Here is a 24,377-nt window from a genome sequence, read left to right as displayed (position 1 = left end):
GAGGAAGACGGATCAGGCGAAGAGCCCCGGAATCGTCCCCTCGTGCGCCTCGCGCAGCTCGCTCAGCGGCAGCGCGAACTCGCCCTGTACGTCGATGGCGTCGCCGTCGACCACACCGATGCGCGTGACGGGCAGACCCCGCGCCCCGCACATGTCGGTGAAGCGCAGCTCCTCGCTGCGCGGCACGGAGACGACCGCGCGCCCGGCCGATTCGCTGAACAGGAAGGTGAACGCGTCCAGGCCGTCGGGAACGACAAGGCGCGCACCCTTCCCGCCGCGCAGGCAGGACTCGGTGACGGCCTGCACGAGACCGCCGTCCGACAGGTCGTGCGCGGCGTCGATCATGCCGTCGCGCGAGGCCGAGATGAGGATCTCGGCGAGCAGCTTCTCGCGCGCCAGGTCGACCTTGGGCGGCAGCCCGCCGAGGTGGTCGTGGACGACCTGCGACCAGGCCGAACCGCCGAACTCCTCGCGCGTCTCGCCGAGCAGGTAGAGGAGCTGGCCCTCTTCCTCGAAGGCGATCGGCGTGCGCCGTGCGACGTCGTCGATCACACCGAGCACGGCGACGACCGGCGTCGGGTGGATCGCCGCCTCGCCCGTCTGGTTGTAGAGGGAGACGTTGCCGCCGGTGACCGGGGTGCCCAGCTCCAGGCAGCCGTCCGCGAGACCGCGGATGGCCTCGGCGAACTGCCACATGACGTCCGGGTCCTCGGGCGAACCGAAGTTCAGGCAGTCCGAGACCGCGAGCGGCTTGGCGCCGGACGCGGCGACGTTGCGGTACGACTCGGCGAGCGCGAGCTGGGCGCCCGTGTACGGGTCGAGCTTCGCGAACCGGCCGTTGCCGTCGGTGGCGATGGCGACGCCGAGGCCCGTCTCCTCGTTGACCCGGATCATCCCGGAGTCCTCGGGCTGCGCGAGCACGGTGTTGCCCTGCACGAAACGGTCGTACTGGTCGGTGACCCAGGACTTGGCGGCCTGGTTCGGCGCCGCGACCAGCTTGAGGACCTGCTCGCGCAGTTCGTCCGCGTTCGCCGGGCGGGCCAGCTTGCCCGCGTCGTCGGCCTGCAGGGCGTCCTGCCAGGACGGGCGGGCGTAGGGACGCTCGTAGACCGGGCCGTCGTGCGCGACCGTGCGCGGGTCGACGTCGACGATCTTCTCGCCGTGCCAGAAGATCTCCAGGCGGTCGCCGTCCGTCACCTCACCGACGACGGTGGCGATGACGTCCCACTTCTCGCAGATCTCCAGGAAGCGATCGACCTTCTCCGGCTCCACGACGGCGCACATGCGCTCCTGCGACTCACTCATGAGGATCTCCTCGGGAGTGAGCGTGGAGTCGCGCAGCGGTACGTCGTCCAGCTCGACGCGCATGCCGCCGGAGCCGTTGGACGCCAACTCGGAGGTCGCGCAGGAGAGTCCGGCCGCGCCGAGGTCCTGGATGCCGACCACGAGCTTCTCGGCGAAGGCCTCCAGGGTGCACTCGATGAGGAGCTTCTCCTGGAAGGGGTCGCCGACCTGGACGGCGGGGCGCTTCGACGGCTTGGTGTCGTCGAAGGTCTCGGAGGCCAGGATCGAGGCGCCGCCGATGCCGTCGCCGCCGGTGCGGGCGCCGTACAGGATGACCTTGTTGCCGGGGCCACTCGCCTTGGCGAGGTGGATGTCCTCGTGCCGCATCACGCCGATGGCACCGGCGTTGACCAGCGGGTTGCCCTGGTAGCAGGCGTCGAAGACGAGCTCGCCGCCGATGTTGGGCAGGCCCAGGCAGTTGCCGTAGCCACCGATGCCGGCGACGACACCCGGGAGGACCCGCTTGGTGTCGGGGTGATCGGCCGCGCCCATGCGCAGCGGGTCCACGACCGCGACCGGGCGCGCGCCCATCGCGATGATGTCGCGGACGATGCCGCCGACGCCGGTGGCCGCGCCCTGGTAGGGCTCGACGTACGACGGGTGGTTGTGCGACTCGACCTTGAAGGTGACGGCGTAGCCCTGGCCGACGTCGACGACGCCGGCGTTCTCGCCGATGCCGACGAGCATGGCGTCGTTCTCGGGGGCCTTCTCGCCGAACTGCCGCAGGTGGATCTTGCTGCTCTTGTACGAGCAGTGCTCGGACCACATGACAGAGTACATGGCGAGCTCGGCGCCGGTCGGGCGGCGGCCGAGGATCTCGCGGACGCGCTCGTACTCGTCTTCCTTCAGGCCCAGTTCGGCCCAGGGCAGCTCGACGTCGGGCGTCTCGGCCGCGTGCTTGACGGTGTCCAGAGTCATCAGGCGTTGACCAGCTTCTTCAGGATCGAGGTGAAGAATCCGAGGCCGTCGGTGCGGCCGGTCCCGACCAGCGGCTCCACGGCGTGCTCGGGGTGCGGCATGAGGCCGACGACATTGCCCGCCTCGTTCGTGATGCCGGCGATGTCACGGAGCGAGCCGTTGGGGTTCATGTCGAGGTAGCGGAAGGCGACGCGGCCCTCGGCCTCCAGCATGTCCAGGGTCCGCTCGTCGGCGGTGTACTGCCCGTCGATGTTCTTGAGCGGGATCGAGATCTCCTGGCCCGGGGTGTAGTCCGCGGTCCAGGCCGTCTTGTCCGTCTCCACCCGCAGCTTCTGGTCGCGGCAGATGAAGTGCAGGTGGTTGTTGCGCAGCATCGCGCCGGGCAGGAGGTGCGTCTCGGTGAGCACCTGGAAGCCGTTGCAGATGCCGAGGACCGGCATTCCGGCCTTCGCCTGCTCGATGACGGACTCCATCACCGGGGAGAAACGCGAGATGGCGCCGGCCCGCAGATAGTCGCCGTAGGAGAAACCGCCGGGCAGCACCACGGCGTCGACCTGCTTGAGGTCCTTGTCCTTGTGCCAGAGCGGCACGGCTTCGGCGCCGGCGACCCGGACGGCGCGCTGGGTGTCGCGGTCGTCGAGGGTTCCCGGGAAAGTGACGACTCCAATTCGAGCAGTCACTTCGCGGCCTCCTCGGCCTTCTCCGCCTCTTCGACCTTTACGACGAAGTCCTCGATCACGGTGTTGGCGAGGAAGGTTTCCGCCATCTCGTGGATACGGGCGAGGGCCGCGTCGTCGACGGGCCCGTCCACCTCGAGTTCGAAGCGCTTTCCCTGACGTACGTCGGAGATGCCCTGGAAACCGAGGCGCGGCAGTGCACGCTGCACCGCCTGGCCCTGGGGGTCGAGGATCTCCGGCTTGAGCATGACGTCGACTACGACGCGTGCCACTGGCACTCCCGGTGTGTGGTGCTGGCGTGTGCTGCTTGCGAGGTGCTGAGCAGGTTCCTTCAGACTACCGGCACAAAATTTCTACTCGCGTAGATTCGTAGCAACCTACGTGATGACGGTCACGTTCCGGCGCCCGGGCAGGTTTCGAACAGGACACCTTCACGAAGAATCCGGGAAAAGATCACGGATCCGCAATCAAGGCGGACACGCGGAGGTAATAGGGCGGGCTTCACAATTCAATGCCAGGCACTGTACAAAGGAATTGGCAATACCCGATACTTTGCCCCTAAACAGCCGGACAGTCGGCATCACCGCACGTCAACGCGGTAGAGCCGCACGAAGGGACCGATATTCGTGGCGCAGCGTGTCGTGGTCACTCTCTTTGACGACATCGACGGCGGGGAAGCGGCAGAAACGGTCGCGTTCGGTCTTGATGGCAAGTCGTACGAGATCGACCTCAACCAAACCAATGCAAAGAAACTGCGCACGGCACTCGCACCGTACCTGGAGGCGGCCCGCAAGCAGTCGAAGTCCGGGAAGGTGTTCCGTCACACAGCCGTGAGTCCCGACCCGTCGGCGGTCCGCGCCTGGGCCCGCTCGCACCAGATGGACGTCCCGCCCCGCGGCCGCATCCCGAAGAAGGTCTACGAGGCCTTTGAGGCGGCCAACTGACCTCGGGTCCGCGGTCGGTCGACCGCGGACCCCACGGTGTCGGCAGCCCCTCGCGGCAACCGACTTGCGCTGCACCCCCGCTGGTCAGCTAGAGTCTGGAGCACGCCGAGGGGCGAGGCCGAAAGGCCGGACCTCACGGAGTCGTGCGGGTGTAGTTCAGTAGTAGAACATCCCCCTTCCAGGGGGAAGGCGCAGTGTGCAATCCCTGTCACCCGCTCCGCATCGCTTACGGACCAGTCCTCTGGTTGCGGTAGGCTGGTGCTCGCACCGATCGGTGAAGGCCGGTCGGAGGCAATGCGAACGTAGCTCAGTTGGTAGAGCGCAACCTTGCCAAGGTTGAGGTCGCGAGTTCGAACCTCGTCGTTCGCTCCAGATGAGAAGGCCCCGGTCCCAGTGACCGGGGCCTTCTTCGTATACGTACGCAGCGTGTACGTACGCAGCCGGGCGTCTGACATTTGTCATGAGGGTCGGTGACAGCGCGCACTGCTCCGGCTCCCGGCGCCGGGGGACGCTTTTCCCATGACTGACCAAGTGATCGACGTGACCGATCTGCGGCGCGTGTACGGGGGCGGTTTCGAGGCGGTGCGGGGGATCTCCTTCACCGTGGGGCGCGGGGAACTGTTCGCGCTCCTCGGGACCAACGGCGCCGGCAAGACGTCCACCGTCGAACTCCTCGAAGGGCTCGCGGCACCGGCCGGCGGGCGGGTGCGGGTGCTCGGGCACGACCCGTACACCGAGCGCTCCGCCGTGCGGCCGCGCATCGGCGTCATGCTCCAGGAGGGCGGATTCCCCGCCGAGTTGACGGTCGCGGAGACCGCGCGGATGTGGGCCGGCTGCACCAGCGGGGCCCGGCCCGTCGATGAGGCGCTGGACACCGTGGGGCTCGGCAAGCGGTCCGGGGTCCGCGTGAAGCAGCTCTCCGGCGGCGAGAAGCGGCGGCTCGACCTCGCGATGGCGCTCATCGGGCAGCCCGAGGTGCTCTTCCTGGACGAGCCCACCACCGGGCTCGACGCCGAAGGGCGGCGCGAGACCTGGGAGTTGGTCCGCGAGCTGCGCGACAACGGCACGACCGTGCTGCTCACCACGCACTACCTGGAAGAGGCCGAGGAGCTCGCCGAGCGGCTCGCCATCCTGCGCGAGGGACGGCTCCCGCCGGGCACCCGCCTGCCGCCCTACCGTTCGCTCGCCGAGCTCGGCGTGACCGGGCACGAACTGGCGGGGCGCCGACTAGTGCTGCGTACGGACGAACTCCAACGGACCGCCACCGAGCTGCTGTTGTGGGCCAGGGACGCGCGGGTCGAGCTCGGCGGGCTCGATGTGCGGGCGGCCTCGCTGGAGGAGGCGTTCCTGCGGATCGCCAAGGACGCGGAGAGCGCGGCGGACGGGGCCCGCGCCGGGCACCTCGCCGAGAAGGAGATGGCGGTATGAGCACCATGGCTGTGACGACCCCCGCGGGGCGGATGCGGGCGCTGGCCCGCGCCGAACTGACGCTGCTCGGGCGGAGCAAGGGGACGCTGTTCGCGGCGCTGTTCGTGCCCTTCGTCATCCCGGTCAGCATGAAGCAGGCCGCCAAGGACATGGACCTGAAGGGCACCGGGCTCGATGTCGGCACCGTCGTGCTGCCGGGTGCCCTCGGCTTCTCGCTGCTCTTCGCCGTGTACTCCGCGCTGACCGCCGTCTACGTCGCACGGCGTGAGGAACTCGTGCTGAAGCGGCTGCGCACCGGCGAGCTGCGGGACAACGAGATCCTGGCGGGCGCCGCGCTGCCGTCGGTCGCGATCGGCGTCGTGCAGTCCCTCGTCCTCGCCGTGGGCTGTGCGGTGCTCCTCGACGCCGGGGCGCCGAGCGCGCCCCACCTCGTCGTGCTCGGCGTCGCCCTGGGCCTCGTGATGTTCGCCGCGCTGGCCGCCGTCACCGGGAGCTTCAGCAGGTCGACCGAGTCCGCGCAGGTCATGAGCCTGCCGCTGATCTTCGTCTCGATGATGGGCTCGGGGCTCTTCATCCCGCTCGAAGTCATGCCCGACAAGCTCGCCTCGGTCTGCGAGCTGCTCCCGCTCTCCCCCGTCATCGAGCTGATCCGCGGCGGCTGGGCCGGCCACCTCTCGTCCGGTGACACCGCGGCCGCCGTCGCCACGGCGGTGGCCTGGACCCTGCTCTCGGTGTTTGCTGTACGACGGTGGTTCCGCTGGGAACCGCGGCACTGAGGCCGGGAAACACGGCACTGAGGAAGGGGACCCGGGGTGCTACTCGACCGGATGCGGACCTGGCAGCGCGGCTGGCACGGCCGCCGCAAGATCGAGAAGGTCGAGTTCCAGAGCGTGGCCATGTGGCACGCGATGCCCTGGATCTTCTTCCTCAGCTGGGGCTCGCTGCCGCTGGGCCTGAACCTGCGGCACGAGCCCGCCGCGCAGATCCTCGGCTGGGCGCTGATCGCGGTGGCCGCCCTGCAGAGCGTGCACGTCAACCGCTCGCTGCGGCGCTCCCTCGACCACTACCTGAACCGGGGCCCGCTGCCGCGCCGCGATCTCGCCGTGGGCAGCACCCTCATGGCCGTCGCGCTGGGGCTCACCGTCGCACTGCAGGCGGTGGACGGCGTCACCGACGGGCTGCTCGGCTTCACCGTGCTGTACCTGGTGGTGCCGTTCGGGCAGTCGCTCGCCTTCGCCGTCAGCGTCCGGGGCTTCCTCCTGCGGCTGGCGCTGATCGACGCCGTGGCCGTGGGCGCCCTGGCCGTGGCGGGTGTGCGCGGCGGGCAGCTCGCCGGGTTCGCCGGGTTCATCGCCTTCGGCGGCGTCCTGATGCTGTTCACCACGCGCTGCGGCGCCTGGACGCTCTCCGTGATGTGGGAGGCCGACCGGGCCCGCGAGGTCGAGGCCCGGCTCGCGGTCGCCGAGGAGCGGCTGCGGTTCGGCCGGGACCTGCACGACGTGATGGGCCGCAACCTCGCCGTCATCGCGCTCAAGAGCGAGCTCGCGGTGCAGCTCGCGCGGCGCGGGCGCCCCGAGGCGGTGGACCAGATGGTCGAGGTGCAGCGGATCGCGCAGGAGTCGCAGCGGGAGGTGCGCGAGGTGGTGCGGGGGTACCGGGAGGTCGACCTCGGGGTTGAACTCGCCGGTGCGCAAGGTGTGTTGGAGGCCGCGGGGATCGCCTGCCGGGTGACCGGGTCGGCGGCCGAGCTGCCGGTCGCCGTGCAGTCCGCCCTCGGGTGGGCCGTGCGGGAGGCGGCGACGAACGTGCTGCGGCACGGCGACGCGAAGCGGTGCGACATCGCCTTGGCGGTGAGTGAGGAGCGTACGACGTTGACCGTGGAGAACGACGGGGTGCCGGAGACCGCGCCCAGCGGGCGGGGGTCCGGGCTCGCGGGGCTCCGGGAGCGGCTGGCCGCGGTGGACGGGACGCTGGACTTCGCTTCCGGCGACGGGGCGTTCCGGCTCACCGTGGAGGTGCCGCTGCCTCGGGCACAGGGCTCCGTGCCGCAGGTGCGGGACGATCGGGACGAGTGGGATGAGCGGGACGACGAAGAGGTGGCCGCGTGAGTCTTCGCGTATTGCTCGCCGATGACGAGCACCTCATCCGCGGGGCCCTCGCCGCCCTGCTCGCACTGGAGGACGACCTCGTGGTCGTCGCCGAGGCCGCGTCCGGGCCCGAGGCGCTCGCCATGGCGCGGGCCCACCGGCCGGATGTCGCGGTGCTCGATCTCCAGATGCCGGGCGCCGACGGTGTGAGTGTCGCCACATCCCTGCGCGACGAACTCCCGCACTGCCGCACCATGATCGTGACGAGTCACGGCAGACCGGGACATCTCAAGCGAGCCCTCGCGGTGGGGGTGCGCGGCTTCGTGCCGAAGACCGTGAGCGCCCAGCGACTCGCCGAGATCATCCGCACCGTGCACGCCGGAAACCGTTACGTGGACCCGGAGTTGGCCGCCGACGCGATCTCCGCGGGGGACTCGCCGCTGACCGACCGCGAGGCCGAAGTGCTCGAACTCGCCGCCGACGGGGCGCCCGTCGCGGAGATCGCCCAGCGCGCCGCGCTCTCCCAGGGAACCGTCCGCAACTACCTCTCGTCGGCGGCCACCAAAGTCGGCGCCGAGAACCGTCATGCGGCAGTGCGTCTCGCACGCGAGCGAGGTTGGGTATAGTTGTCCTCGCGCTTCGGCGCAGCGCGGACGTAGCTCAGTTGGTAGAGCGCAACCTTGCCAAGGTTGAGGTCGCCAGTTCGAACCTGGTCGTCCGCTCCAGATGAAAGGCCCCGGTCGAATCGACCGGGGCCTTCTTCGTGTTGCGACCGCTTACGGACCGCTTCGGGACCGCTCCGGCTACCAGGCGGTGCCGGTCAGGCGCTCGTACGCCTCGATGTACTTGGCGCGGGTGGCGTCCACCACGTCCTGCGGCAGCGCCGGCGGCGGCTGCTCGCTCTTGCGGTCCCAGCCCGAGGCCGGCGAGGTCAGCCAGTTCCGCACGAACTGCTTGTCGTACGACGGCTGGGCGCGGCCCGGCTCCCACTGGTCGGCGGGCCAGAAGCGGGAGGAGTCCGGGGTCAGGACCTCGTCGGCGAGGATCAGCCGCTCGCCCTCGAAGCCGAACTCGAACTTCGTGTCCGCGAGGATCAGGCCCCGCTCGCGCGCGATGTCCAGCGCCCTGCCGTAGACCGCGAGGGTCGTCTGGCGGAGCTGGGCCGCCGTCTCCGCGCCGACCTGGCGGGCGACCTCCTCGTACGACACGTTCTCGTCGTGCTCGCCGACGGCGGCCTTCGCGGCGGGCGTGAAGATCGGCGCGGGCAGCTCCGAGCCGTCGACCAGGCCCTCGGGCAGGGCGAGGCCGCAGACGGTGCGCGATTCGTTGTACTCCAGGAGGCCCGAGCCCGTCAGATAGCCGCGGGCCACGCACTCGACCGGGACCATCTCCAGCGACTTGCAGACGAGGGTGCGGCCCTCCCAGTCGGCGGGCGCGCCCTGCGGCAGGTCGGTCGAGATGACGTGGTTGGGGACGAGGTCCGCGAGCTGGTCGAACCACCACAGGGAGAGCTGGGTGAGGACACGGCCCTTGTCGGGGATCTCCGAGGGCAGCACCCAGTCGTAGGCGGACATGCGGTCGCTGGCGACCATGACGAGCTCGCCCGCCTCGTTCTGGTACAGCTCGCGCACCTTGCCGGTGTGGAGGTGGACCAGGCCCGGGACCTCAAGGGGCTCGGGCTTTTCTACGAATCCGGACACGGTTCCCTCCCGTGGTTCTGGCCAAGTGCTGTCGATTCTCCCTGATCGGGAGTGCGGTCTTGGCCAGGGGTTGGGCGGAGAGCGGGGTGACGCGCGGGGCAACGGGCCCGGTGGGGGCTCAGTCGCGCTTGCAGATGCGGTCCAGGAGGTTGGCCGTGGCGCGCTGGACGCGGGTGTCCACGTGGCCGGGGCGGTCGAGCGCCGGGGACCAGGCGAAGGTGCCGGACGCGAAGACCAGGGCGCCGGAGGGGGCGCGGTACAGGGACGACTCCTGGTGGCGGGTGACGCCCTCCGCGTCGTCGTACGGGGAGTGGGCGAGCAGGATGCGGCCCTGGTGCTCGGGCAGCGGCGTCCGCGGGAAGTAGCGGTCGGCCTCGCCCGCGACCAGGCCCTGGATCTCGTCGCCCTCGTGCGCCCCGGTCGCCTCCCACAGCCAGTGGTCGGCGTTGCGGACGACGAGGGGGTGCGGCTCGGGGACACGGCCCGCGTACTGGATGCCGAGCAGCTGCTGTTCGGCCTTGTCCTGCTCGCGCCAGAGAGCCGGCCTGCCGGGGCCGCGGCGCTTGCGGCAGGTGAGGAGGCGGTCCGGGACTCCGGAGGGGGACGGGCCCAACTCCACCTGCCAGTACATGGTGTTGGCGGAGAGGAAGACCAGGGAGGTGCCGCCGTCGCGGGCCAGTTCCGTGGTGCGGCGCATGTTCGTCGACCAGTACTCGTCGTGGCCGGGGAAGACCAGGCCGCGGTAGCGGGTGGGGTCGATGCGGCCCGCGTGCAGGTCGCGGGCGTCGGCGTAGGCCAAGTCGTAGCCGTAGCGCTCGGCCCAGCGGATGAAGTCGTAGGCGTGGCCGACGTGCAGGGGCAGGCCCGCGCCCGCGTAGGGACGGTCGAAGGAGACCGTGACGGCGGCCTCGCTCTCGCCGAGGAGGCGGCCCTGCTCGTCCCATGCGTGATAGAGGCTGGCGCCCGTGCTGCCGTCCTCCGGATAGAGGTTGTACGCCTGCCATGTGACGTCCGGCAGGAGCAGCAGGAGGTCGGCGGGGTGGCTGTCGCGGACCGTGAAGGGGACGTGCGAGCGGTATCCGTCGGCGGTGGTGAGGACCGCCACGTACGCCCCGATGCTCCAGTACGTCGGGATCTGCAGGCGCCAGGAGAGCCACCAGTGGTGGCAGGAGACCGTGCGGTCGGCGGCGAGCGGGGGCGGCTGCACGATGCCGGAGAGGCGGGGGCTGGTGGTGATCTTGCTGGCACCGTCCCCGCCGTAGTGCCCGATGCGGTAGATGTCGACACTGAACTGCTGGGGCGGGTCGACCGTGACGTGGAAGTCGATCGCCTCGCCCGGGGCCGCGGCGCCGGTGGAGGTGAAGCCCTTGATCTGGCGGTGCACGTCGTCGGCGGTGAGGGGGCCGCCGGTGCGGGGGGCCGGGATGTCCGCGGCGCCGGGGGCCGGGGCGTGGTCGACGTACCAGGGAACGACCTTGCCGGTGTCGTCGAAGTAGTGCTCGGATCCGCGCAGCCAGGGCAGCGGGCCCTGGCCGAAAGGGTCCGACACGGCATGCGCCAGCGCGCCCGATTCCCAGCGGCGGATCGGCTCCGATCCCATGACGTCCCCTCCCTCGCTCCCCCGAGCCTGCGGCGCCGATTCGGTGCCCGAGGCCCGGCGGCGGGTCCCAGCACATCACATTACGCACGCACCCCGTCACCGTTCGTCGCGAATTGACGTGAACGGAACGTGACCTTCCGGGTGGGGTGGCGGACTGGGGTGGCGGGAGGGGAGCGGAACGGGGTGGCGGGATGGTGGCGTCTGCCTGCGGGTTTGCGGACGGGGACGGTGGGCGGCCCGCGCGCGGGCGGTGGCGGAGAGGGCCGGAGGGGAGTCAGACGAGCCGGACCGGCTTCTCCGGACGGATGCCCAGGCGGGTGAGCCAGTCCCGCAGGGGCGACGGATCGCCGTCCTCGACGAGGCTCAGGACGCGCGGCGCGAGATCCGCCGCGCGCTCGCCGTCCACCAGGAGGGCGGGGCCGTCGAGCCAGTCGAGGCCGGGGGCGGCTCCCGCGGTGTCCACCGCCGCGCAGCACACCATGGCCGTGACGTGGTCGGCGAGCAACTCGCGGCCCGAGCGGGGCGGTTGCAGGGGGAAGAGCGGCAGGGCGCCGTCGTCCCAGAGGGACTCGTCCGGGCCCTGTCCCGTGGGGGCGGGGCGGGGCGGGGCCGCGGCCTCCTCGCGGGCCAGCTCGGCGCTGAGGCCGGCGGCGAGCATGCCGCCGGGGCCTTCCTCGTCGGCGTCGGTGTCTGCGTCGGTACCGGCATCGGTGTCTGCGTCGGTGGCCGAGCCAGCGCCCGCGTCGATGTCTGCGTCGGCGTCGAGGGCGAGGTGGTGGTGCGCGTCGGCGGCGGTGTCGGGCGCGGTGCCCTCAGGGGCTGCGGGGGCCGGTGTCTTCGATGGGACGGCCGTTTTCGGTGGGACGACGGCCGCACCGTCACTCTCCGTAGCCAAAGAGGAGGTGCCGAGGTCTTCCGCCGTGAGGTGATCCAGTACGCGCTCGAGGGTCGGGCCCTCGGGGTCGGGGGCCGTCGGGTCGGCGGAGCGGCCGACGCCCAGGGAGTCCAGGACGCGGTGCAGCCGGGCGGCGTCCATGCGCCACTTGCGGTCCACGACCTCGTCCGGATACTCCTGCCAGGCCACCGGCGCCCAGTCCGGGCCCGCCTCCGCGGGGCCGCCGTGGAAGAGGCGGGCGGCGAGCAGCGAGGCCGCCTCGTCCACCGAACCGGGCTCCTCCAGAAGGTCACAGGCGGGGCGTTCGCCCAGGCGCGAGGCGAACCCTTCCGCCAGGCGGTCCCTGCGGGAGAGCTCCGTGAGCGCCGAGACCACGCCCGCGTCCAGCCGGGAGGGCCAGCGGCCCATGCGCCAGGCGGGCAGTGCGACGCGGGTGAGGAGGCGGTCCCAGCCCGCGTACGCGAGGCCGACCTGTTCCTGGGCGACGATCCGGACGCCGTAGTCCACGGCTTGGGCGCGCTCGGCGGCGGCCGCGGCGACGCCGCGCTCCATCTCGGCGGCGTGGACCCGGCAGTTGCGCAGCAGGAGCCGGGCGACCCGGCCGATGCCGCCGAGCACCACGCGCGCGAGGGGGCCGCGCCCGGGGGCCGCCGCGACCGCGACCGCGGCGTCGAGCCCGCGCACGAAGCGCCGGGCGGCGGCTATGTCGGGGTGCGCGGAGGGGCCCGTCCCGGCGACGACCGGGGCGAGCACCGCGCGGAGCTCGCCGACCCGCATCCACCACAGGAACGGGGAGCCGATGACGAGCACGGGGGCGACGGGCGCCTGGCGGGGCGAGGCACCGCCGCCACGGACGCCGTCGGATGCCGCGCCGCCCGCCGCCGAGGTGTCGTCGCGGTCCCGCGCGGGCGGGCCGTGCGCGGGGTGGGCGCGGTCCTCCAGCCAGCTGTCGCAGTCCGGGGTGAGCGCTATCGCCGAGGGCGCCGGGACGTCCAGGCGGTCGGCGAGGTCCCGCACCAGGCGGTACAGATCGGGGGCGGACTCCTCGGCGATCGGGACGGTGGGGCTCAGGGCGGGCCTGGCCCTCGCGACGACGAGCGCGACGCCTGCCGCGGCGAGCAGCACGAGCACGGCGAAGACCGTCACGATCCAGCGGACGACGTCCCAACTCCCGCCGCCCGCATGGCCCGTGGCACCGGCCGCGAGCAGCACGACGGCGAAGGCCGCGGGCAGCAGGGCGACGGCCAGCGCCCGGCTGCGCAGACGCAGCACGGCGAGGGCCCGGGAGCGCGCGGCCTGCGCGCCCACCTCCACACCCATACCTGACACGACCGATGGCACCCCCTGCTGCCTACTGCTCGGCCGCCGGCTCGCACCGGCGGCGCACATCAATGGCGTTGGTGTTGCTCACTCCCCCACTGTGGCACCCGCCACCGACATCGCAATGCCGGTGGTCTGTTTGGCTCTGGGTGCTCTGAACGCTTGCGCCGCACCCTAGTTGGGGTGCCGGTCGTCGTCAGCCGGATGGGCCATCGGTCACTCGATGGAATGGCTTTGGCTAAAGCTGGCCGCCGAAAAGGCCCCGGATCCAGTGTCAGATCCGGGGCCTGAAGTTGGCTGAAAGTGACGTGTTCCGTGCGTGAACCAGACGGTTCACGTCGTCGGAACCACGCGGCACATGGCTACGAAGCCGCCTCCGCGGCCGCCTTCGCGGCGATGTCCGTGCGGTGCTGGGAGCCGTCGAGGCGGATGCGGGACAGTGCGGCGTACGCGCGCTCGCGGGCCTCGGTGAGGCCCGCTCCGGTCGCCGTCACGGACAGCACACGGCCGCCCGCGCTGACGACGGCGTCGCCGTCGCGCTTCGTCCCGGCGTGCAGGACGTACGCGTACGGGGCATCCTGCGCCGCGACCTCGTCGAGCCCCTCGATGGGGTCGCCCGTGCGGGGCGTACCGGGGTAGTTGTGCGAGGCGACGACCACGGTCACCGCGGCGTCGTCGCTCCAGCGCAGCGGGGGCAGGTCGGCGAGGGTGCCGTTCGCCGACGCCAGCAGGATGCCGGCGAGCGGGGTCTTCAGGCGGGCGAGGACGACCTGGGTCTCGGGGTCGCCGAAGCGGGCGTTGAACTCGATGACGCGTACGCCGCGGCTCGTGATCGCGAGGCCCGCGTACAGCAGCCCGGAGAACGGGGTGCCCCGGCGGCGCAGCTCGTCCACGGTCGGCTGCAGCACGCTCTGCATGACCTCGTCGACCAGCTTCGGGTCGGCCCACGGGAGGGGCGAGTACGCGCCCATGCCGCCGGTGTTGGGGCCCTCGTCCCCGTCCAGCGCGCGCTTGAAGTCCTGGGCGGGCCGGAGCGGGACGACGGTCTCGCCGTCGGTGATCGCGAAGAGGGAGACCTCGGGGCCGTCGAGGAACTCCTCGATGACGACACGGTCGCAGGCGCGGGCGTGGGCCCTGGCCGCCTCGATGTCCTCGGTGACGACGACGCCCTTGCCCGCGGCGAGCCCGTCGTCCTTGACGACGTACGGCGCCCCGAAGGCGTCGAGGGCCTCGTCGATCTCCTCGGGGGTGGTGCACACGTACGACCGCGCGGTCGGCACGCCCGCGCCCGCCATCACGTCCTTGGCGAAGGCCTTGGAGCCCTCCAGCTGCGCGGCCTCCTTGGACGGGCCGAAGCAGGGGATGCCCGCGGCGCGCACGGCGTCGGCGACTCCGGCGACGAGGGGGGCCTCCGGGCCCACCACGACGAGCCCGGCTCCGAGCTCGGTCGCCAGGGCGGCCACGGCGGCGCCGTCGAGGGCGTCGACCGGGTGCAGCTCGGCCACCTCTGCGATGCCGGCGTTGCCGGGGGCGCAGTGCAGCTCGGAGACGTCGGGGTCGAGGGACAGAGAGCGGCACAGGGCGTGTTCGCGGGCACCACTGCCGATGACGAGGACCTTCACGGTGGTCAGCCTAGCCCGCGGGGTGCGGTGCGTTTGTACGGGCCGCCAGGTCGGGGGGCTTCGGTGGTTGTACGTTCCTCCAGCTCGGCGGGGCTGGGGGTGCCTGGCCCTGGCTGAGGGCTCGGTGTTTTCGGGTGCGGGCCGTATCCGGTCTGGGCCGCCGCTCCGCGGCGGATGTCTCCCACCCACCCGATTGCCCCGGGGTGGAGGGGTGGGGGTGGGGTGCGGGGGGGGTGCGGGTGAGGGTGGGGGTGCGGGTGAGGTGCGGGTGCGGGTGGGGGTGCGGGTGAGGTGCGGGTGTGGGTGAGGTGCAGGTGTGGGTGAGGTGCAGGTGCGGGTGAGGTGCAGGTGCGGGTGAGGTGCGGGTGCGGGTGGAGTAAGGCGATTGCCCTGCGGTCTCAGGCTGGGGGGGGCGCCGGGTTTCGGCACCCTCCGTGCAGGGCCCCATCCCCCCGGGGGCTATTCGTTCGGGTACTCGTCGACCACCGTTGCGCCCAGTTCTCGCATGATCAGGTCGTGGCCGGAGAGGGCCGATTCGACCAGGTCCGGGTCGTCGTCCTCGGGGATGTCGTCCTCGGGGGCCACGTGTTCCGGGGCGGGGGCCGACTGAGGGGGCGGGGTGGGTTCCGGGGCCGGCGGGGGCGGGTTCTGGGGGGACGGGCTCGATACCGGCGGCGACGGCTGCTGCTGCGGGGGTGCCGCGGGGCGCGGGGCCGCCGGGGCTCCGCCGCCGAAGTTGCCCGCGGCCGGCGGGGGCGCGGAGCCGCCCGACGGGTCGACGATCGCCTCGACCTTCCACTGCACGCCGAACTGCTCGGACAGCGCCTGCCTCAGCACGTCCTCGCTGCCGCTGCTCGCGAAGTTGTCCCGCGCTCCGGCGTTGACGAAGCCGATCTGGAGGGTCGTCCCGTCGAAGCCCGCCACCTGGGCGTTCTGGCTGAGCAGGATCCAGGTGAAGCGGCGGCGGTTCTTCACCGCCTCCAGGATGTTCGGCCACAGGCTGCGCGGGTCGAGCCCGCCCGCGGCAGGCGCCGCGGCGGCCATCGGGGCGGGGGCTTGCGGGGCCGGAGCCGAGGCCTGGGGCGGGGACTGGGGCTGGGGTTGCTGCGGTGCCGGGGCTCCGCTTCCCGCGGACGCCGCCGTGGGCCAGCCGCCCGGCCGCTGCGCCGTCTCCGGAGCGGCGGGAGCGGACGCGGCCGCGGGTGCCGGACCGCTTCCCGGCGCCGAAGCCGTCGGCCAGCCCCCGGGGCGCCGCTCGGCGGCGGCAGGCGGGGCGGCGGCAGGCGCAGGCGCGGCGGGAGCCACAGGGGCAGCCGGAGCCGCGGGGGCGGGCTGGGCGGCCGGAGCTGCCGGAGCCGTCGCTTCCGGGGGCCCGGGGGGGCCGCCCTGCGTCCCGCCTCGCACCGCCGCGCGCGCGGCGGCAGGGCCTCCCCCGGGCGGAACCGGCGGACCCTGCGGAACCGGCGGCGGCCCGCCCGCGGGCATGGCCACGCCGGGCTGCTGCACGCCCGCGTGGGCGTCGGGCCCCGGGACGTACCCCATGGCGGGGCCCTGGCCGCCGGGCATGAAGTTCCCGCCGCGCTCCAGGCGGTCGAGGCGGGCCATGACCGAGCGCTCGTCGTCGTACGCGGCGGGGAGCAGCACGCGTGCGCAGATCAGTTCCAGCTGGAGCCGCGGCGAGGTGGCGCCGCGCATCTCGGTGAGGCCTTCGTTGACGAGGTCGGCGGCGCGGCTCAGCTCGGCGCCTCCGAAGACACCGGCCTGCGCCTGCATCCGCTCGACGACGTCGGCGGGGGCGTCGATGAGCCCCTTCTCGGCGGCGTCCGGCACGGCCGCGAGGATCACCAGGTCCCGCAGCCGCTCCAGGAGGTCGGCGACGAAGCGTCGCGGGTCGTTGCCGCCCTCGATGACGCGGTCCACGACCTCGAAGGCCGCGGCGCCGTCCCCGGAGGCGAAGGCCTCGACCACGGAGTCCAGCAGCGAACCGTCGGTGTACCCGAGGAGGGAGGTCGCCATGGCGTATGTCACACCGGCGTCGCCCGCGCCGGCGAGGAGCTGGTCCATGACGGACATCGAGTCACGCACGGAACCGGCACCGGCCCGCACGACCAGCGGGAACACCCCGTCCTCGACGGCCATGGACTCGCGGCCGCAGACCTCGGCGAGATAGTCCCGGAGCGTGCCGGGGGGCACCAGGCGGAAGGGGTAGTGGTGCGTACGCGACCGGATCGTGCCGATGACCTTCTCGGGCTCGGTCGTCGCGAAGATGAACTTGAGGTGCTCCGGAGGCTCCTCGACCACCTTCAGGAGGGCGTTGAAGCCCGCCGAGGTGACCATGTGGGCCTCGTCGATGATGTAGATCTTGTACCGGCTCGACGCGGGGCCGAAGAAGGCCTTTTCGCGCAGGTCACGGGCGTCGTCCACGCCGCCGTGCGACGCGGCGTCGATCTCGATGACGTCGATCGAACCCGGCCCGTTCCTCGCCAGGTCTCGGCAGGACTGGCACTCGCCGCAGGGCGTGGGAGTGGGACCTTGCTCACAGTTCAGACAGCGGGCCAGGATGCGCGCGCTCGTCGTCTTGCCGCAGCCGCGCGGGCCGCTGAACAGGTATGCGTGATTGACCCGGTTGTTCCGCAGCGCCTGCTGCAGCGGGTCGGTTACATGCTCCTGCCCGATGACCTCGGCGAACGACTCCGGGCGATAGCGGCGGTACAGCGCGAGAGACGACACGCATACGAGGTTAATGGGGACCACTGACAACCTGGACCGCCCCAACGCAAAGCGCCCCCCACGCACCCGCCAGAGCCGACCTACCCTTGCTGCCTTCCGGCCCTGGGGGAGTTCAGTCAGATAGCGCCACGTGAGGGGCTGACGCCCACCCTAGCGGATCCCCGGGCGCGGAAGCGACGCCGGGTGGCACCCTTCCGACCTCGGGAAGCCGTCGAGAAGTCTTCGGGGAGTCCTCGGGGAGTCCTCGGGGAGTCCTCGAACGGATCGTGTTCGCGAGCACTGCCCAACGTCTTGTATTGTTTGCGGCGGAGGATTCGCCTAGTGGCCTAGGGCGCACGCTTGGAAAGCGTGTTGGGGGCAACCCCTCACGAGTTCGAATCTCGTATCCTCCGCACTCGCCCGCAAGGGCAGCCGAAGGCCCCAACCGTTCGCGGTTGGGGCCTTCGACGTTCTCCGCCTTCTCCGCCCGGACAGGGCGGCCTGGAAGGGGATTGGGCAGTGTTGCGCGATGTTCTGTTGCGTGAGTGGCGGGGTGTCGTGGCCGTGCCGTGCCGCCGTCTTCTGGAGCGCGGCCCCCTGGGCGTCTCGCTGGCCCTCTTCGCCACCGTCGCCGTGATCGGGCTGCACGAGTTCCAGCAGACCGCCGTCGGCGCCGATGTCGTGCGGGTGCTCAGCGAGGTGCGGGCCGACCAGCCGCTCTGGCTGTCCCTGATACGTACGCCCGTCTCCGTGTTCGTGCCCGCCGTGGATCTGGCGGTGTGGGGCGGACTGCCCCGGCTGTTCCTCTCCTTCGCGCTCGCCGAGCTCCTCTTCGGGCGTGCGCGCGCGCTGGTGGTGGCGTACGCCGTCACGCTCGCCGGGACCCTCGGGGCGCGTGTGATGGTCGCGCTCGGCCCCGACCGACTCGGGCTGCCCGCCGATGCCGCGCACGCGGTGGACACCGGTGCCTCCGCGGCGATAGTCGGGCTCTTCGCCTACACGGCCGTGCGGATGCGGGCGCCGCTTCTCTTTCTCGCCGCCGTCGTTCCGACGGTGGCCGGCTCGATCGCCGAGCCCAACCTCGCCGGGCGCGAGCATCTGATCGCCGTGGCCGTCGCGATGGCCCTCGCCGCCGTGCGTTGTCAGTGGCCGCTGTCAGACTCGGGAGCAGTCGATCAGGAGGTCGGGCATGGCAGTTCTCGAAGCGCGGGATCCGCTGGCCGTCGCGGTGACCGAGGCGATCCGCGCCGGTGACGTCCCCGCCCTGCGCGAGTTGCTCGGCGCGCATCCCTCTCTCGCCTCCGCGGGCATCAGACAGGACGGCGAGGCCGCGGGGACGCGCAGCCTGCTGCACATCGCCACGGACTGGCCGGGGCACTTCCCCGCGGGGCCCGAGGTCATCGGCGTACTGGTCGCGGCGGGCGCGGACCCCGGCGCCCGGTTCGTCGGGGCGCATGCCGAGACTCCGCTGCACTGGGCCGCGAGCAACGACGACGTGGCCGCGCTCGACGCCCTGATCGCGGCCGGCGCGGACATCGAGGCGACCGGCGCCGTCATCGGGGGCGGCACACCGCTGGCCGACGCCCGCGGGTTCGGGCAGTGGCGTGCGGCGCGGCGGCTCCTGGAGCACGGGGCGCGGACGACCCTGCAGGACGCGGCGACGCTGGGGCTCGTCGACCGCGTCAAGGCCTGCGTGGAGGGCGGCGTGGAGGGCGGCGTGGCGGCGGACCGACCCGATGCCGAGGACATCACCAGCGCCTTCTGGGGCGCCTGCCACGGCGGGCAGTTGGCGACCGCGCGGTATCTGCTGGAGCGGGGCGCCGAGCTCGACTGGGCCGGCTATGACGACATGACGCCGCTGGACATCGCCGTCGAGGCGGGCGCGGAGGACGTCGCCGCATGGCTGCGCGGCCACGGCGCGCGAAGGCGGGCGGAGTTGGCGTGAGCGGCCCGGTCCTGCGTGCAGCGGTCCTGCGTGGCCCGGTCCTGCGTAGAGCGCTCGTGCCCGACGCGACACTCCGGAGAGCTGTGTTCGCCTTGGAGAGCGCCGAGTTCGCGTATTCCACCGCCCCGCACGCTCGCGGCGCGGCGCTCCGGACGCCGGATACACCGCTGCCGCACACACCCGCCGAAGTGCGGTCACCCCGGCCGCCGTTCACCGGCGCCGGTCATCCGCACCTGTGGGCCGCGTCTGTGGACCGCACCTGCGGACCGCATCTGTGGACCGCGCCCGGACGACAGGGGGCCTAGCACCACCCCCAAGACACCACATCACCGTATGCCGCGAGGGCCGCGGATCCGCGAGCGTGGAGGACGTCAGCACGGCACGTCGTCCCCACCTCCCCACCGCGAAGATTCGAGGCCCGCCATGAGCACAAGCACCCTGCCGTACGCCGCTTCGACGGCCGCTCACCCGCACACGGCCTCTCCCCTGCGCGCGGAAGCTGCCGTGCCCACCGCCGTTCCCTCGCGGCGGCCCGGCTTCTGGCGGGCGCCCTTCAGCGCCGTCACCTTCCGGGAGGTCGGCCACGTACTGACGTCGCTGCCCATTGCCATCGCCGGGTTCGCCTTCGCCGTGACCATGCTCGCGCTCGGCACGGGTCTGCTCGTCACCGCGCTCGGGCTGCCCGTCCTCGCCGCCGCGCTCGCCGCGGCGCGCGGCCTCGGAACCGCCGAGCGACGTCGGGCCCGCACGGGGCTCGGGCTCGACGTCGCCGGCCCCGAGGCGTTCGAAGCGCCCCGGAGCGAAGGGTGGTGGGCCGGGGTCAGGGCCCGGCTCGCGGACGCCGCGGGCTGGAAGGCGCTCCTCTTCCAGCTGGTGATGTTCCCCTGGCGGGTCCTGAGCTTCACGCTCTCGGTGACGTTCCTCGTCACCGGCTGGGTGGTCGCGCTCTTCCCCACGTACTCCTGGGTCTTCCACCGCTACGTGGGCTGGCCGGGCTACCGCCTCTACGACTTCACCTCGGGCGGCGAGCGGCACCAGTACTACATCACCTCGCCCGCGCAGGTCTTGGCCGTCGGTGCCGTCGGCGCCGTACTCGTCCTGCTCACCCCGAAGCTGATCCGCGCCCTGACGAACGTCGACCGTGCCGCGGTGCGCTCGCTGCTCGGCTGACCGCGGTCGGAGCGCCGGGTGAGCCCCACCCCGACGAGCACCACCGCCATGCCCGCGACGACCCGCGTCCCGACCTCCTCGCCGAGTACGAGGGCCCCGAGCGCGATCGAGACCACCGGCAGCAGATAGCCGACGGTCGCGGCCGCGGTGGGGCCCTCGTCCGCGATCAGACGGGAGTTGAGGTGGAAGGTGATGCCCGTGCCGAGCGTGCCGAGGACGACGACCGCGACGATGCCCAGGAGCGTCGGCGACGAGCTGCCCGTGGGAGCCGCGGGCAGCGCCAGCGTGGTCAGGCCGGTCGCGGTGAACAGCTGGGCCGCGGAGAGCGCGAGCGGGGCGCCGCCGTCGCGGCCGATGAGTTGGCGGGCCATGTAGGCGAAGGCGACGGCATAGCTGACCGCGGCGCCGAGCAGCGCCAGCGCGCCCCAACTGGCGAGCCCTGTCCGCTGCCAGGGCGCGAAGATCAGCAGGGTGCCCGCGAAGCCGAGCAGCAGGCCGGTCAGGCGGAGCGGTCCGAGGCGGCGTTCGGAGCGCAGCATCAGGCCGATGGCCAGGGACCACAGGGGAGTCGTGGCGTTCAGGGCGCCCGCGACGCCCGAGTCGACGCTCTGCTGGCCGAAGCCGAAGAGGAAGAACGGCAGGGCGTTGCAGAAGAAGGCGGCCACCACGAGCCGGCCCCAGGTGCCGCGGTCGCGCGGCAGCCGCTGCCCCGCCGAGCGGGCGAGGACGAGCAGGACGGCGGCGCCGAGCGCGCACCGCACGATCGTGAGGTGCAGGGGTGCGATGCCGCCCTCCAGGGCGAGCTTGATCCAGAGGAAGCCGGACCCCCACAGCAGGGCGAGGACGGCCATGCGGACATGGGTGGCGCGGGGACCGCTCAGCACGGCTGGCCTCCTGATTCCGGTGCGGTGACGACGGCTTCCCCGTACCGTCCCGCGCGAGCTTCTGTAAGACAAGCGAAAAGATCTGGACCCAGAATTAAGCCCAGCTACATCCACGCACCCCCGTATGCCGCGGCCCGCATGCCGCACACTGAGGGCATGCTCGACATGCGGCGGATGCAGATCCTGCGGGCGGTGGTCACCAGCGGCTCGGTCACCGCGGCCGCCCGGAACCTCGGTTACACCCCCTCGGCCGTCAGCCAGCAGATGGCCGCGCTGGAGAAGGAGGCGGGCATCGCACTCCTGGAGCGGACCGGGCGCGGGGTGCGAGCGACGGACGCGGGACGGGTCCTGACCGAGTACGCGACGGTCATCGGCCGGCACGCCGCCGAGGCGGAGACCGCGCTCGCCGAGCTGCGGGCGGGGCGGACGGGACGTGTCTCGATGCGGTACTTCGCCACGGCGGGCGCTCCTCTGGTGGCCCCGGCGATCGCCGCGATGCGGCGCGAACATCCCGGCGTACAGGTGGAGTTGAAGCTCTTCGACCCCGACGACCCGGTGCCGGAGGTGAAGGCGCGGCGGGCCGACGTGGCGCTGCTGGTGCGACCGCGCGACGCGGCCGCGGTGGACGGCATCCGGTTCGTGCACCTCCTGGACGACCGCTACCGCGCGGTGCTCCCCCAGGGGCACCGCCTTGCCGAGCGCGCGGCGATCGACCTGACCGACCTCGCCGAGGAGCCCTGGGTCGCGGGCGAGACCGCGGGGCCCTGTCTGGACCCGGTGCTCGACGCCTGCGCCTCGGCGGGCTTCACACCGGACTTCGTGGTGGAGAGCGGCGACTACGCCACGGCTCAGGGGTTCGTCGCCGCCGGGCTCGGCGTCAGCCTGGTGCCCGAGCTCGGCCTCGCCGCCGGGCACCGTCCCGACGTGGTCGTACGTGAGGTCAGGGCGCCGGAGCCGGTCCGTGTGATCCAGGCCGCGGTGCGGGGCGGTTCACCGGTTCAACCGGCGCTGCGAGGGCTGCTGGTGGCGCTGCGCGAGGCGGCGGAGGCATCGCGTACGGCATCGGAGCCGTCGGCGCCCGGGGCCGCGTAGCAGCGCAGGGCGACCCGCCGGCCGGGCAGCCACTCCTGCTCGACGACGCCCAACAGCTGCCATCCGACGCGTTCGTAGAGCGCGGCGGCCGAGGTGCCCGAGGACTCGACGTCCAGGACGGGGTGCAGCCCGAGCGCCCGTGCCTCCCGCGTCACGCGGCCCAGCAGCAGCGCGCCGATGCCGTGGCCGCGGGCGTCCGGCGCGACGAAGAGACGGCTGACCACGGCGGTCGCGTCGGCGCCGACGCCCGCGCGCTCGCTCCACAGACCGGGCGCCACGTCATCGGGCCCGCGGCGGGACAGCCTGACGTGGCCGACGACCCGGCCGTCGAGCTCGGCCACCCAGGCGCCGAGCGGAGTGTGCCCCGCCAGCCAGTCGGCGGGCCGGTCGGGCCAGTTCATGGGGTAGCCGTCGGTGCGGTGGACCTGGGCGAGCACACCGACGCACGCCTCCAGGTCGCGCTCGCAGGACCGCTCCCGTATGCGCAGGACGGGGTGGCCTTCGGCCGCGTCGGCGGCACGGTCTCGTCTCATCGGAGCATGGAAGCACAGCCGTACGGCCGAGAAAGGGCTTACCGATCAACTCGCCCGCCGGGCAGGCGAACGCGAGGTGCGGGGCGGCGGAGGTGAAGCCTCCGGTTCCTTGATCTCGCGCAGCAGCAGCGCGGCGAGGGCGAGGGCCGTGCCGTGCGACGAGGTGAGGTCGAGCCCGGTCAGGGACGAGACGCGGGCGAGCCGGTTGTCGACCGTGTTCGGGTGCAGGCTGAGGCGGCGCGCGGTGGCTCTGCGGTCCTGCCGCAGGGCCAGATAGGCGCGCAAGGTCTCGGTCAACTCGGGCCGCTCGGCGACGGGTTCGAGCAGCTCGGCGATCCGCTCGCTGCCCGCGCTCGGCCGTGACAGGTGGTATTCGAGCAGTACGTCGTCCAAGCGGTGCGGCCCGGCGGGCCTGCCGCAGGCACGGGCGACGCGTACGACTTCTTCGGCGGTGCGGGCGGCCTCCGGTATCTCATCGAGGGATCCGGCGGCGGCGACGGCGAGGCGGAGCTCGGGTCCGCAGAACTCGCGCAGTAGTTCGGTCAGTTCGGTCAGTTCATCCAGTACGTCGTCGCGTACGTCGTCGCGTACGTCATCGGAGGCGCCGCCCTTGCCCGGCACGACGGCGTGGCCGCCCGCGCCGTCCAGAAGAGTCAGTACGCCGACGCCGAAGACGCGGTCCAGCGTGGCCTGCAGCCGCCGTACCAGGCGGCGGACGGCGACGGGGAGGGCGCCGCGGCCTGCGGCGGGCAGCTGCAGAAAGAGGACCAGGGCTCCCTCTTGGAAGGGCGCCAGGGCCTGCTCCGACTCCGCCGTCGTCGTCGCTGTCGCCGTCGCCGTCGCTGTCCCTTCCAGCAGGGCCCGTGCCAGGGAGCGGCGCTCCTCGCGGTGCTCGGCCACGAGGGCGGCCTGCTCGTCGAGGTAGGTCTCGGTGACGGCGGCCACGATGCGTTCCTGCGCGGCGAACAGGTAGTCGCTGAGCTCGGCGAGCGCGGCCTCCTCGCCGGGCAGGGCGGCGTCGCGCAGGGCGCGCCACAGCACCTGGGTGCCCAGGCAGTGCGTGCTGAGCAGCAGGTGCAGGGGCATGCCTTCGTCCGCCCGCTGGGCGGCGCGCTCGCGAAAGTACTCGTAGTCGCCGGGGGCCCCGGCGGACGCGGGGCCGGTCACGCGGTCGAGGAAGAGGCGCAGGCCGTGCCGGGCGGTGGCGGCGATCTCGACGTCCTTCACGTCCGCGGGGAGTTCCGCGTAGCCGCGCAGGCGGGCGAAGGCGTCGCGTGTCATGCGGCGCGCGAGTTCGTTGACGCGGGGTTCGCAGCGGGTGGCCAGGCGCCGGGCGGTGTCGCCCAACGCGGGGAGCGTGTGCACCATGCGGCGCCACCCTATGCCTCCGGCGTGCGGGAAATGGGGGGCGCGTGGTGCTTCGGTGCGCGGGGGTATCTCCTGGCCCGCCGCTCCGCGGCGGATGTCTCCCACCCACCCGCCCGTTTGCCCTGCGGTGGATTCGTGCGC

19 protein-coding genes, 4 tRNA genes, 1 other RNA gene and 1 pseudogene are annotated in these 24,377 nt (G+C 72.5%); 13 read left to right on the top strand and 12 right to left on the bottom strand.

Going from position 1 to position 24,377, the window contains the following annotated elements; genetic code table 11:
* Window positions 1-12: 12 nt before the first annotated feature.
* Genes purL through purS form a run of 3 tightly spaced genes read right to left on the bottom strand, consistent with a single transcriptional unit; the run spans window position 13 to window position 3,211 of the window.
* Window positions 13-2,262 (bottom strand): phosphoribosylformylglycinamidine synthase subunit PurL, encoded by a 2,250-nt coding sequence (gene purL / locus AB0B50_RS30500; protein WP_362338918.1) that lies wholly within the window; start codon window positions 2,260-2,262, stop codon window positions 13-15.
* Entirely contained in the window at window positions 2,262-2,942 is a 681-nt protein-coding gene (purQ, locus tag AB0B50_RS30495) for a phosphoribosylformylglycinamidine synthase subunit PurQ (RefSeq protein ID WP_362338916.1), read from the bottom strand. Before purQ ends, purL begins: the two co-directional genes overlap by 1 nt.
* A complete protein-coding gene (gene purS, locus AB0B50_RS30490) occupies window positions 2,939-3,211 on the bottom strand; it encodes a phosphoribosylformylglycinamidine synthase subunit PurS (RefSeq protein ID WP_362338914.1) in 273 nt (90 codons plus the stop codon). The genes purQ and purS overlap by 4 nt, the downstream gene beginning before the upstream one ends.
* 354 nt (window positions 3,212-3,565) lie before the next feature.
* Between purS and AB0B50_RS30485 the strand changes: the two genes are divergently transcribed.
* From AB0B50_RS30485 to AB0B50_RS30450, 8 genes are all read left to right on the top strand, one after another.
* Complete coding sequence (locus tag AB0B50_RS30485; protein ID WP_362338912.1) at window positions 3,566-3,883, top strand: Lsr2 family protein; 318 nt, start codon at window positions 3,566-3,568, stop codon at window positions 3,881-3,883.
* Between the two features lie 145 nt (window positions 3,884-4,028).
* A tRNA-Gly gene (locus AB0B50_RS30480) sits at window positions 4,029-4,100 on the top strand.
* A 79-nt stretch (window positions 4,101-4,179) separates the two neighbouring features.
* Window positions 4,180-4,255: transfer RNA gene (locus AB0B50_RS30475), tRNA-Gly, on the top strand.
* A 147-nt stretch (window positions 4,256-4,402) separates the two neighbouring features.
* Window positions 4,403-5,311, top strand: a complete 909-nt coding sequence (locus AB0B50_RS30470) for an ABC transporter ATP-binding protein (RefSeq protein ID WP_362338910.1) — start codon at window positions 4,403-4,405, stop codon at window positions 5,309-5,311.
* Entirely contained in the window at window positions 5,308-6,087 is a 780-nt protein-coding gene (locus AB0B50_RS30465) for an ABC transporter permease (protein WP_362338909.1), read from the top strand. Before AB0B50_RS30470 ends, AB0B50_RS30465 begins: the two co-directional genes overlap by 4 nt.
* 51 nt (window positions 6,088-6,138) lie before the next feature.
* Entirely contained in the window at window positions 6,139-7,419 is a 1,281-nt protein-coding gene (locus AB0B50_RS30460) for a histidine kinase (RefSeq protein WP_362338908.1), read from the top strand.
* On the top strand, window positions 7,416-8,024 hold the full coding sequence (locus tag AB0B50_RS30455) for a response regulator transcription factor (protein ID WP_362338907.1): 609 nt from the start codon (window positions 7,416-7,418) through the stop codon (window positions 8,022-8,024). The genes AB0B50_RS30460 and AB0B50_RS30455 overlap by 4 nt, the downstream gene beginning before the upstream one ends.
* A gap of 23 nt (window positions 8,025-8,047) precedes the next feature.
* Window positions 8,048-8,123 (top strand) — tRNA-Gly (locus tag AB0B50_RS30450).
* Between the two features lie 78 nt (window positions 8,124-8,201).
* Here the strand turns inward: AB0B50_RS30450 and AB0B50_RS30445 are convergent.
* The 6 genes from AB0B50_RS30445 to ffs all read right to left on the bottom strand — a co-directional run bounded on the left by AB0B50_RS30445 (window position 8,202) and on the right by ffs (window position 17,408).
* Window positions 8,202-9,098 carry a phosphoribosylaminoimidazolesuccinocarboxamide synthase gene (locus AB0B50_RS30445; protein WP_362338905.1) on the bottom strand — a complete coding sequence of 299 codons (897 nt, stop codon included), beginning with the start codon at window positions 9,096-9,098 and terminating at the stop codon, window positions 8,202-8,204.
* Between the two features lie 118 nt (window positions 9,099-9,216).
* Window positions 9,217-10,698 carry a N,N-dimethylformamidase beta subunit family domain-containing protein gene (locus tag AB0B50_RS30440; RefSeq protein WP_362338903.1) on the bottom strand — a complete coding sequence of 494 codons (1,482 nt, stop codon included), beginning with the start codon at window positions 10,696-10,698 and terminating at the stop codon, window positions 9,217-9,219.
* 274 nt (window positions 10,699-10,972) lie between these two features.
* Entirely contained in the window at window positions 10,973-12,913 is a 1,941-nt protein-coding gene (locus AB0B50_RS30435) for a hypothetical protein (protein WP_362339114.1), read from the bottom strand.
* A gap of 362 nt (window positions 12,914-13,275) precedes the next feature.
* Window positions 13,276-14,535 carry a phosphoribosylamine--glycine ligase gene (gene purD / locus AB0B50_RS30430; RefSeq protein ID WP_362338902.1) on the bottom strand — a complete coding sequence of 420 codons (1,260 nt, stop codon included), beginning with the start codon at window positions 14,533-14,535 and terminating at the stop codon, window positions 13,276-13,278.
* Between the two features lie 459 nt (window positions 14,536-14,994).
* On the bottom strand, window positions 14,995-17,265 hold the full coding sequence (locus AB0B50_RS30425; RefSeq protein WP_362338900.1) for a DNA polymerase III subunit gamma and tau: 2,271 nt from the start codon (window positions 17,263-17,265) through the stop codon (window positions 14,995-14,997).
* A 44-nt stretch (window positions 17,266-17,309) separates the two neighbouring features.
* An RNA gene (gene ffs / locus AB0B50_RS30420) (signal recognition particle sRNA small type) lies at window positions 17,310-17,408 on the bottom strand.
* A 164-nt stretch (window positions 17,409-17,572) separates the two neighbouring features.
* Here ffs and AB0B50_RS30415 point away from each other — a divergent pair.
* The 4 genes and pseudogenes from AB0B50_RS30415 to AB0B50_RS30400 form a co-directional block, all read left to right on the top strand.
* Window positions 17,573-17,657: transfer RNA gene (locus AB0B50_RS30415), tRNA-Ser, on the top strand.
* 106 nt (window positions 17,658-17,763) lie between these two features.
* Window positions 17,764-18,498, top strand: coding sequence for a hypothetical protein (locus tag AB0B50_RS30410; RefSeq protein ID WP_362338899.1), 735 nt, complete (start codon window positions 17,764-17,766; stop codon window positions 18,496-18,498).
* Entirely contained in the window at window positions 18,434-19,189 is a 756-nt protein-coding gene (locus tag AB0B50_RS30405; protein WP_362338897.1) for an ankyrin repeat domain-containing protein, read from the top strand. The genes AB0B50_RS30410 and AB0B50_RS30405 overlap by 65 nt, the downstream gene beginning before the upstream one ends.
* A 333-nt stretch (window positions 19,190-19,522) precedes the next feature.
* Window positions 19,523-20,293, top strand: a pseudogene (locus AB0B50_RS30400) (sensor domain-containing protein); the annotation flags it as partial.
* On the opposite strand, the gene AB0B50_RS30395 reads toward AB0B50_RS30400, so the two are convergent.
* Window positions 20,230-21,210: a DMT family transporter gene (locus AB0B50_RS30395; protein WP_362339113.1), complete on the bottom strand. Its 981-nt coding sequence runs from the start codon at window positions 21,208-21,210 to the stop codon at window positions 20,230-20,232. The pseudogene AB0B50_RS30400 and the gene AB0B50_RS30395 sit on opposite strands and share 64 nt — an antisense overlap.
* A gap of 189 nt (window positions 21,211-21,399) precedes the next feature.
* On the opposite strand from AB0B50_RS30395, the gene AB0B50_RS30390 reads away from it, so the two are divergent.
* Entirely contained in the window at window positions 21,400-22,335 is a 936-nt protein-coding gene (locus AB0B50_RS30390; RefSeq protein ID WP_362338895.1) for a LysR family transcriptional regulator, read from the top strand.
* Here AB0B50_RS30390 and AB0B50_RS30385 read toward each other — a convergent pair.
* The gene (locus tag AB0B50_RS30385) at window positions 22,242-22,868 is read right to left on the bottom strand and encodes a GNAT family N-acetyltransferase (RefSeq protein WP_362338894.1); all 627 of its coding nucleotides are present in this window, start codon (window positions 22,866-22,868) and stop codon (window positions 22,242-22,244) included. The genes AB0B50_RS30390 and AB0B50_RS30385 overlap by 94 nt on opposite strands.
* Window positions 22,869-22,913: 45 nt before the next feature.
* On the bottom strand, window positions 22,914-24,236 hold the full coding sequence (locus tag AB0B50_RS30380; protein WP_362338892.1) for a helix-turn-helix domain-containing protein: 1,323 nt from the start codon (window positions 24,234-24,236) through the stop codon (window positions 22,914-22,916).
* Between the last annotated feature and the right edge of the window lie 141 nt (window positions 24,237-24,377).

The organism is Streptomyces sp. NPDC041068 (assembly GCF_040647455.1).
Classification (GTDB): Bacteria; Actinomycetota; Actinomycetes; order Streptomycetales; family Streptomycetaceae; genus Streptomyces.
Note: the sequence above shows the minus strand (reverse complement) of the source record. Positions and strands in the feature narration are given on the sequence as shown.

Excerpts from the sequence above, each read along its gene's own strand:
- AB0B50_RS30405 (WP_362338897.1), top strand. The coding sequence starts at position 18,434 with ATGGCAGTTCTCGAAGCGCGGGATCCGCTGGCCGTCGCGGTGACCGAG.
- AB0B50_RS30380 (WP_362338892.1), bottom strand. The coding sequence starts at position 24,236 with ATGGTGCACACGCTCCCCGCGTTGGGCGACACCGCCCGGCGCCTGGCC.
- AB0B50_RS30460 (WP_362338908.1), top strand. The coding sequence starts at position 6,139 with ATGCGGACCTGGCAGCGCGGCTGGCACGGCCGCCGCAAGATCGAGAAG.
- AB0B50_RS30395 (WP_362339113.1), bottom strand. The coding sequence starts at position 21,210 with ATGGCCGTCCTCGCCCTGCTGTGGGGGTCCGGCTTCCTCTGGATCAAG.
- AB0B50_RS30465 (WP_362338909.1), top strand. The coding sequence starts at position 5,308 with ATGAGCACCATGGCTGTGACGACCCCCGCGGGGCGGATGCGGGCGCTG.
- AB0B50_RS30390 (WP_362338895.1), top strand. The coding sequence starts at position 21,400 with ATGCTCGACATGCGGCGGATGCAGATCCTGCGGGCGGTGGTCACCAGC.
- AB0B50_RS30435 (WP_362339114.1), bottom strand. The coding sequence starts at position 12,913 with ATGGGTGTGGAGGTGGGCGCGCAGGCCGCGCGCTCCCGGGCCCTCGCC.
- AB0B50_RS30440 (WP_362338903.1), bottom strand. The coding sequence starts at position 10,698 with ATGGGATCGGAGCCGATCCGCCGCTGGGAATCGGGCGCGCTGGCGCAT.
- AB0B50_RS30470 (WP_362338910.1), top strand. The coding sequence starts at position 4,403 with ATGACTGACCAAGTGATCGACGTGACCGATCTGCGGCGCGTGTACGGG.
- AB0B50_RS30385 (WP_362338894.1), bottom strand. The coding sequence starts at position 22,868 with ATGAGACGAGACCGTGCCGCCGACGCGGCCGAAGGCCACCCCGTCCTG.
- purL (WP_362338918.1), bottom strand. The coding sequence starts at position 2,262 with ATGACTCTGGACACCGTCAAGCACGCGGCCGAGACGCCCGACGTCGAG.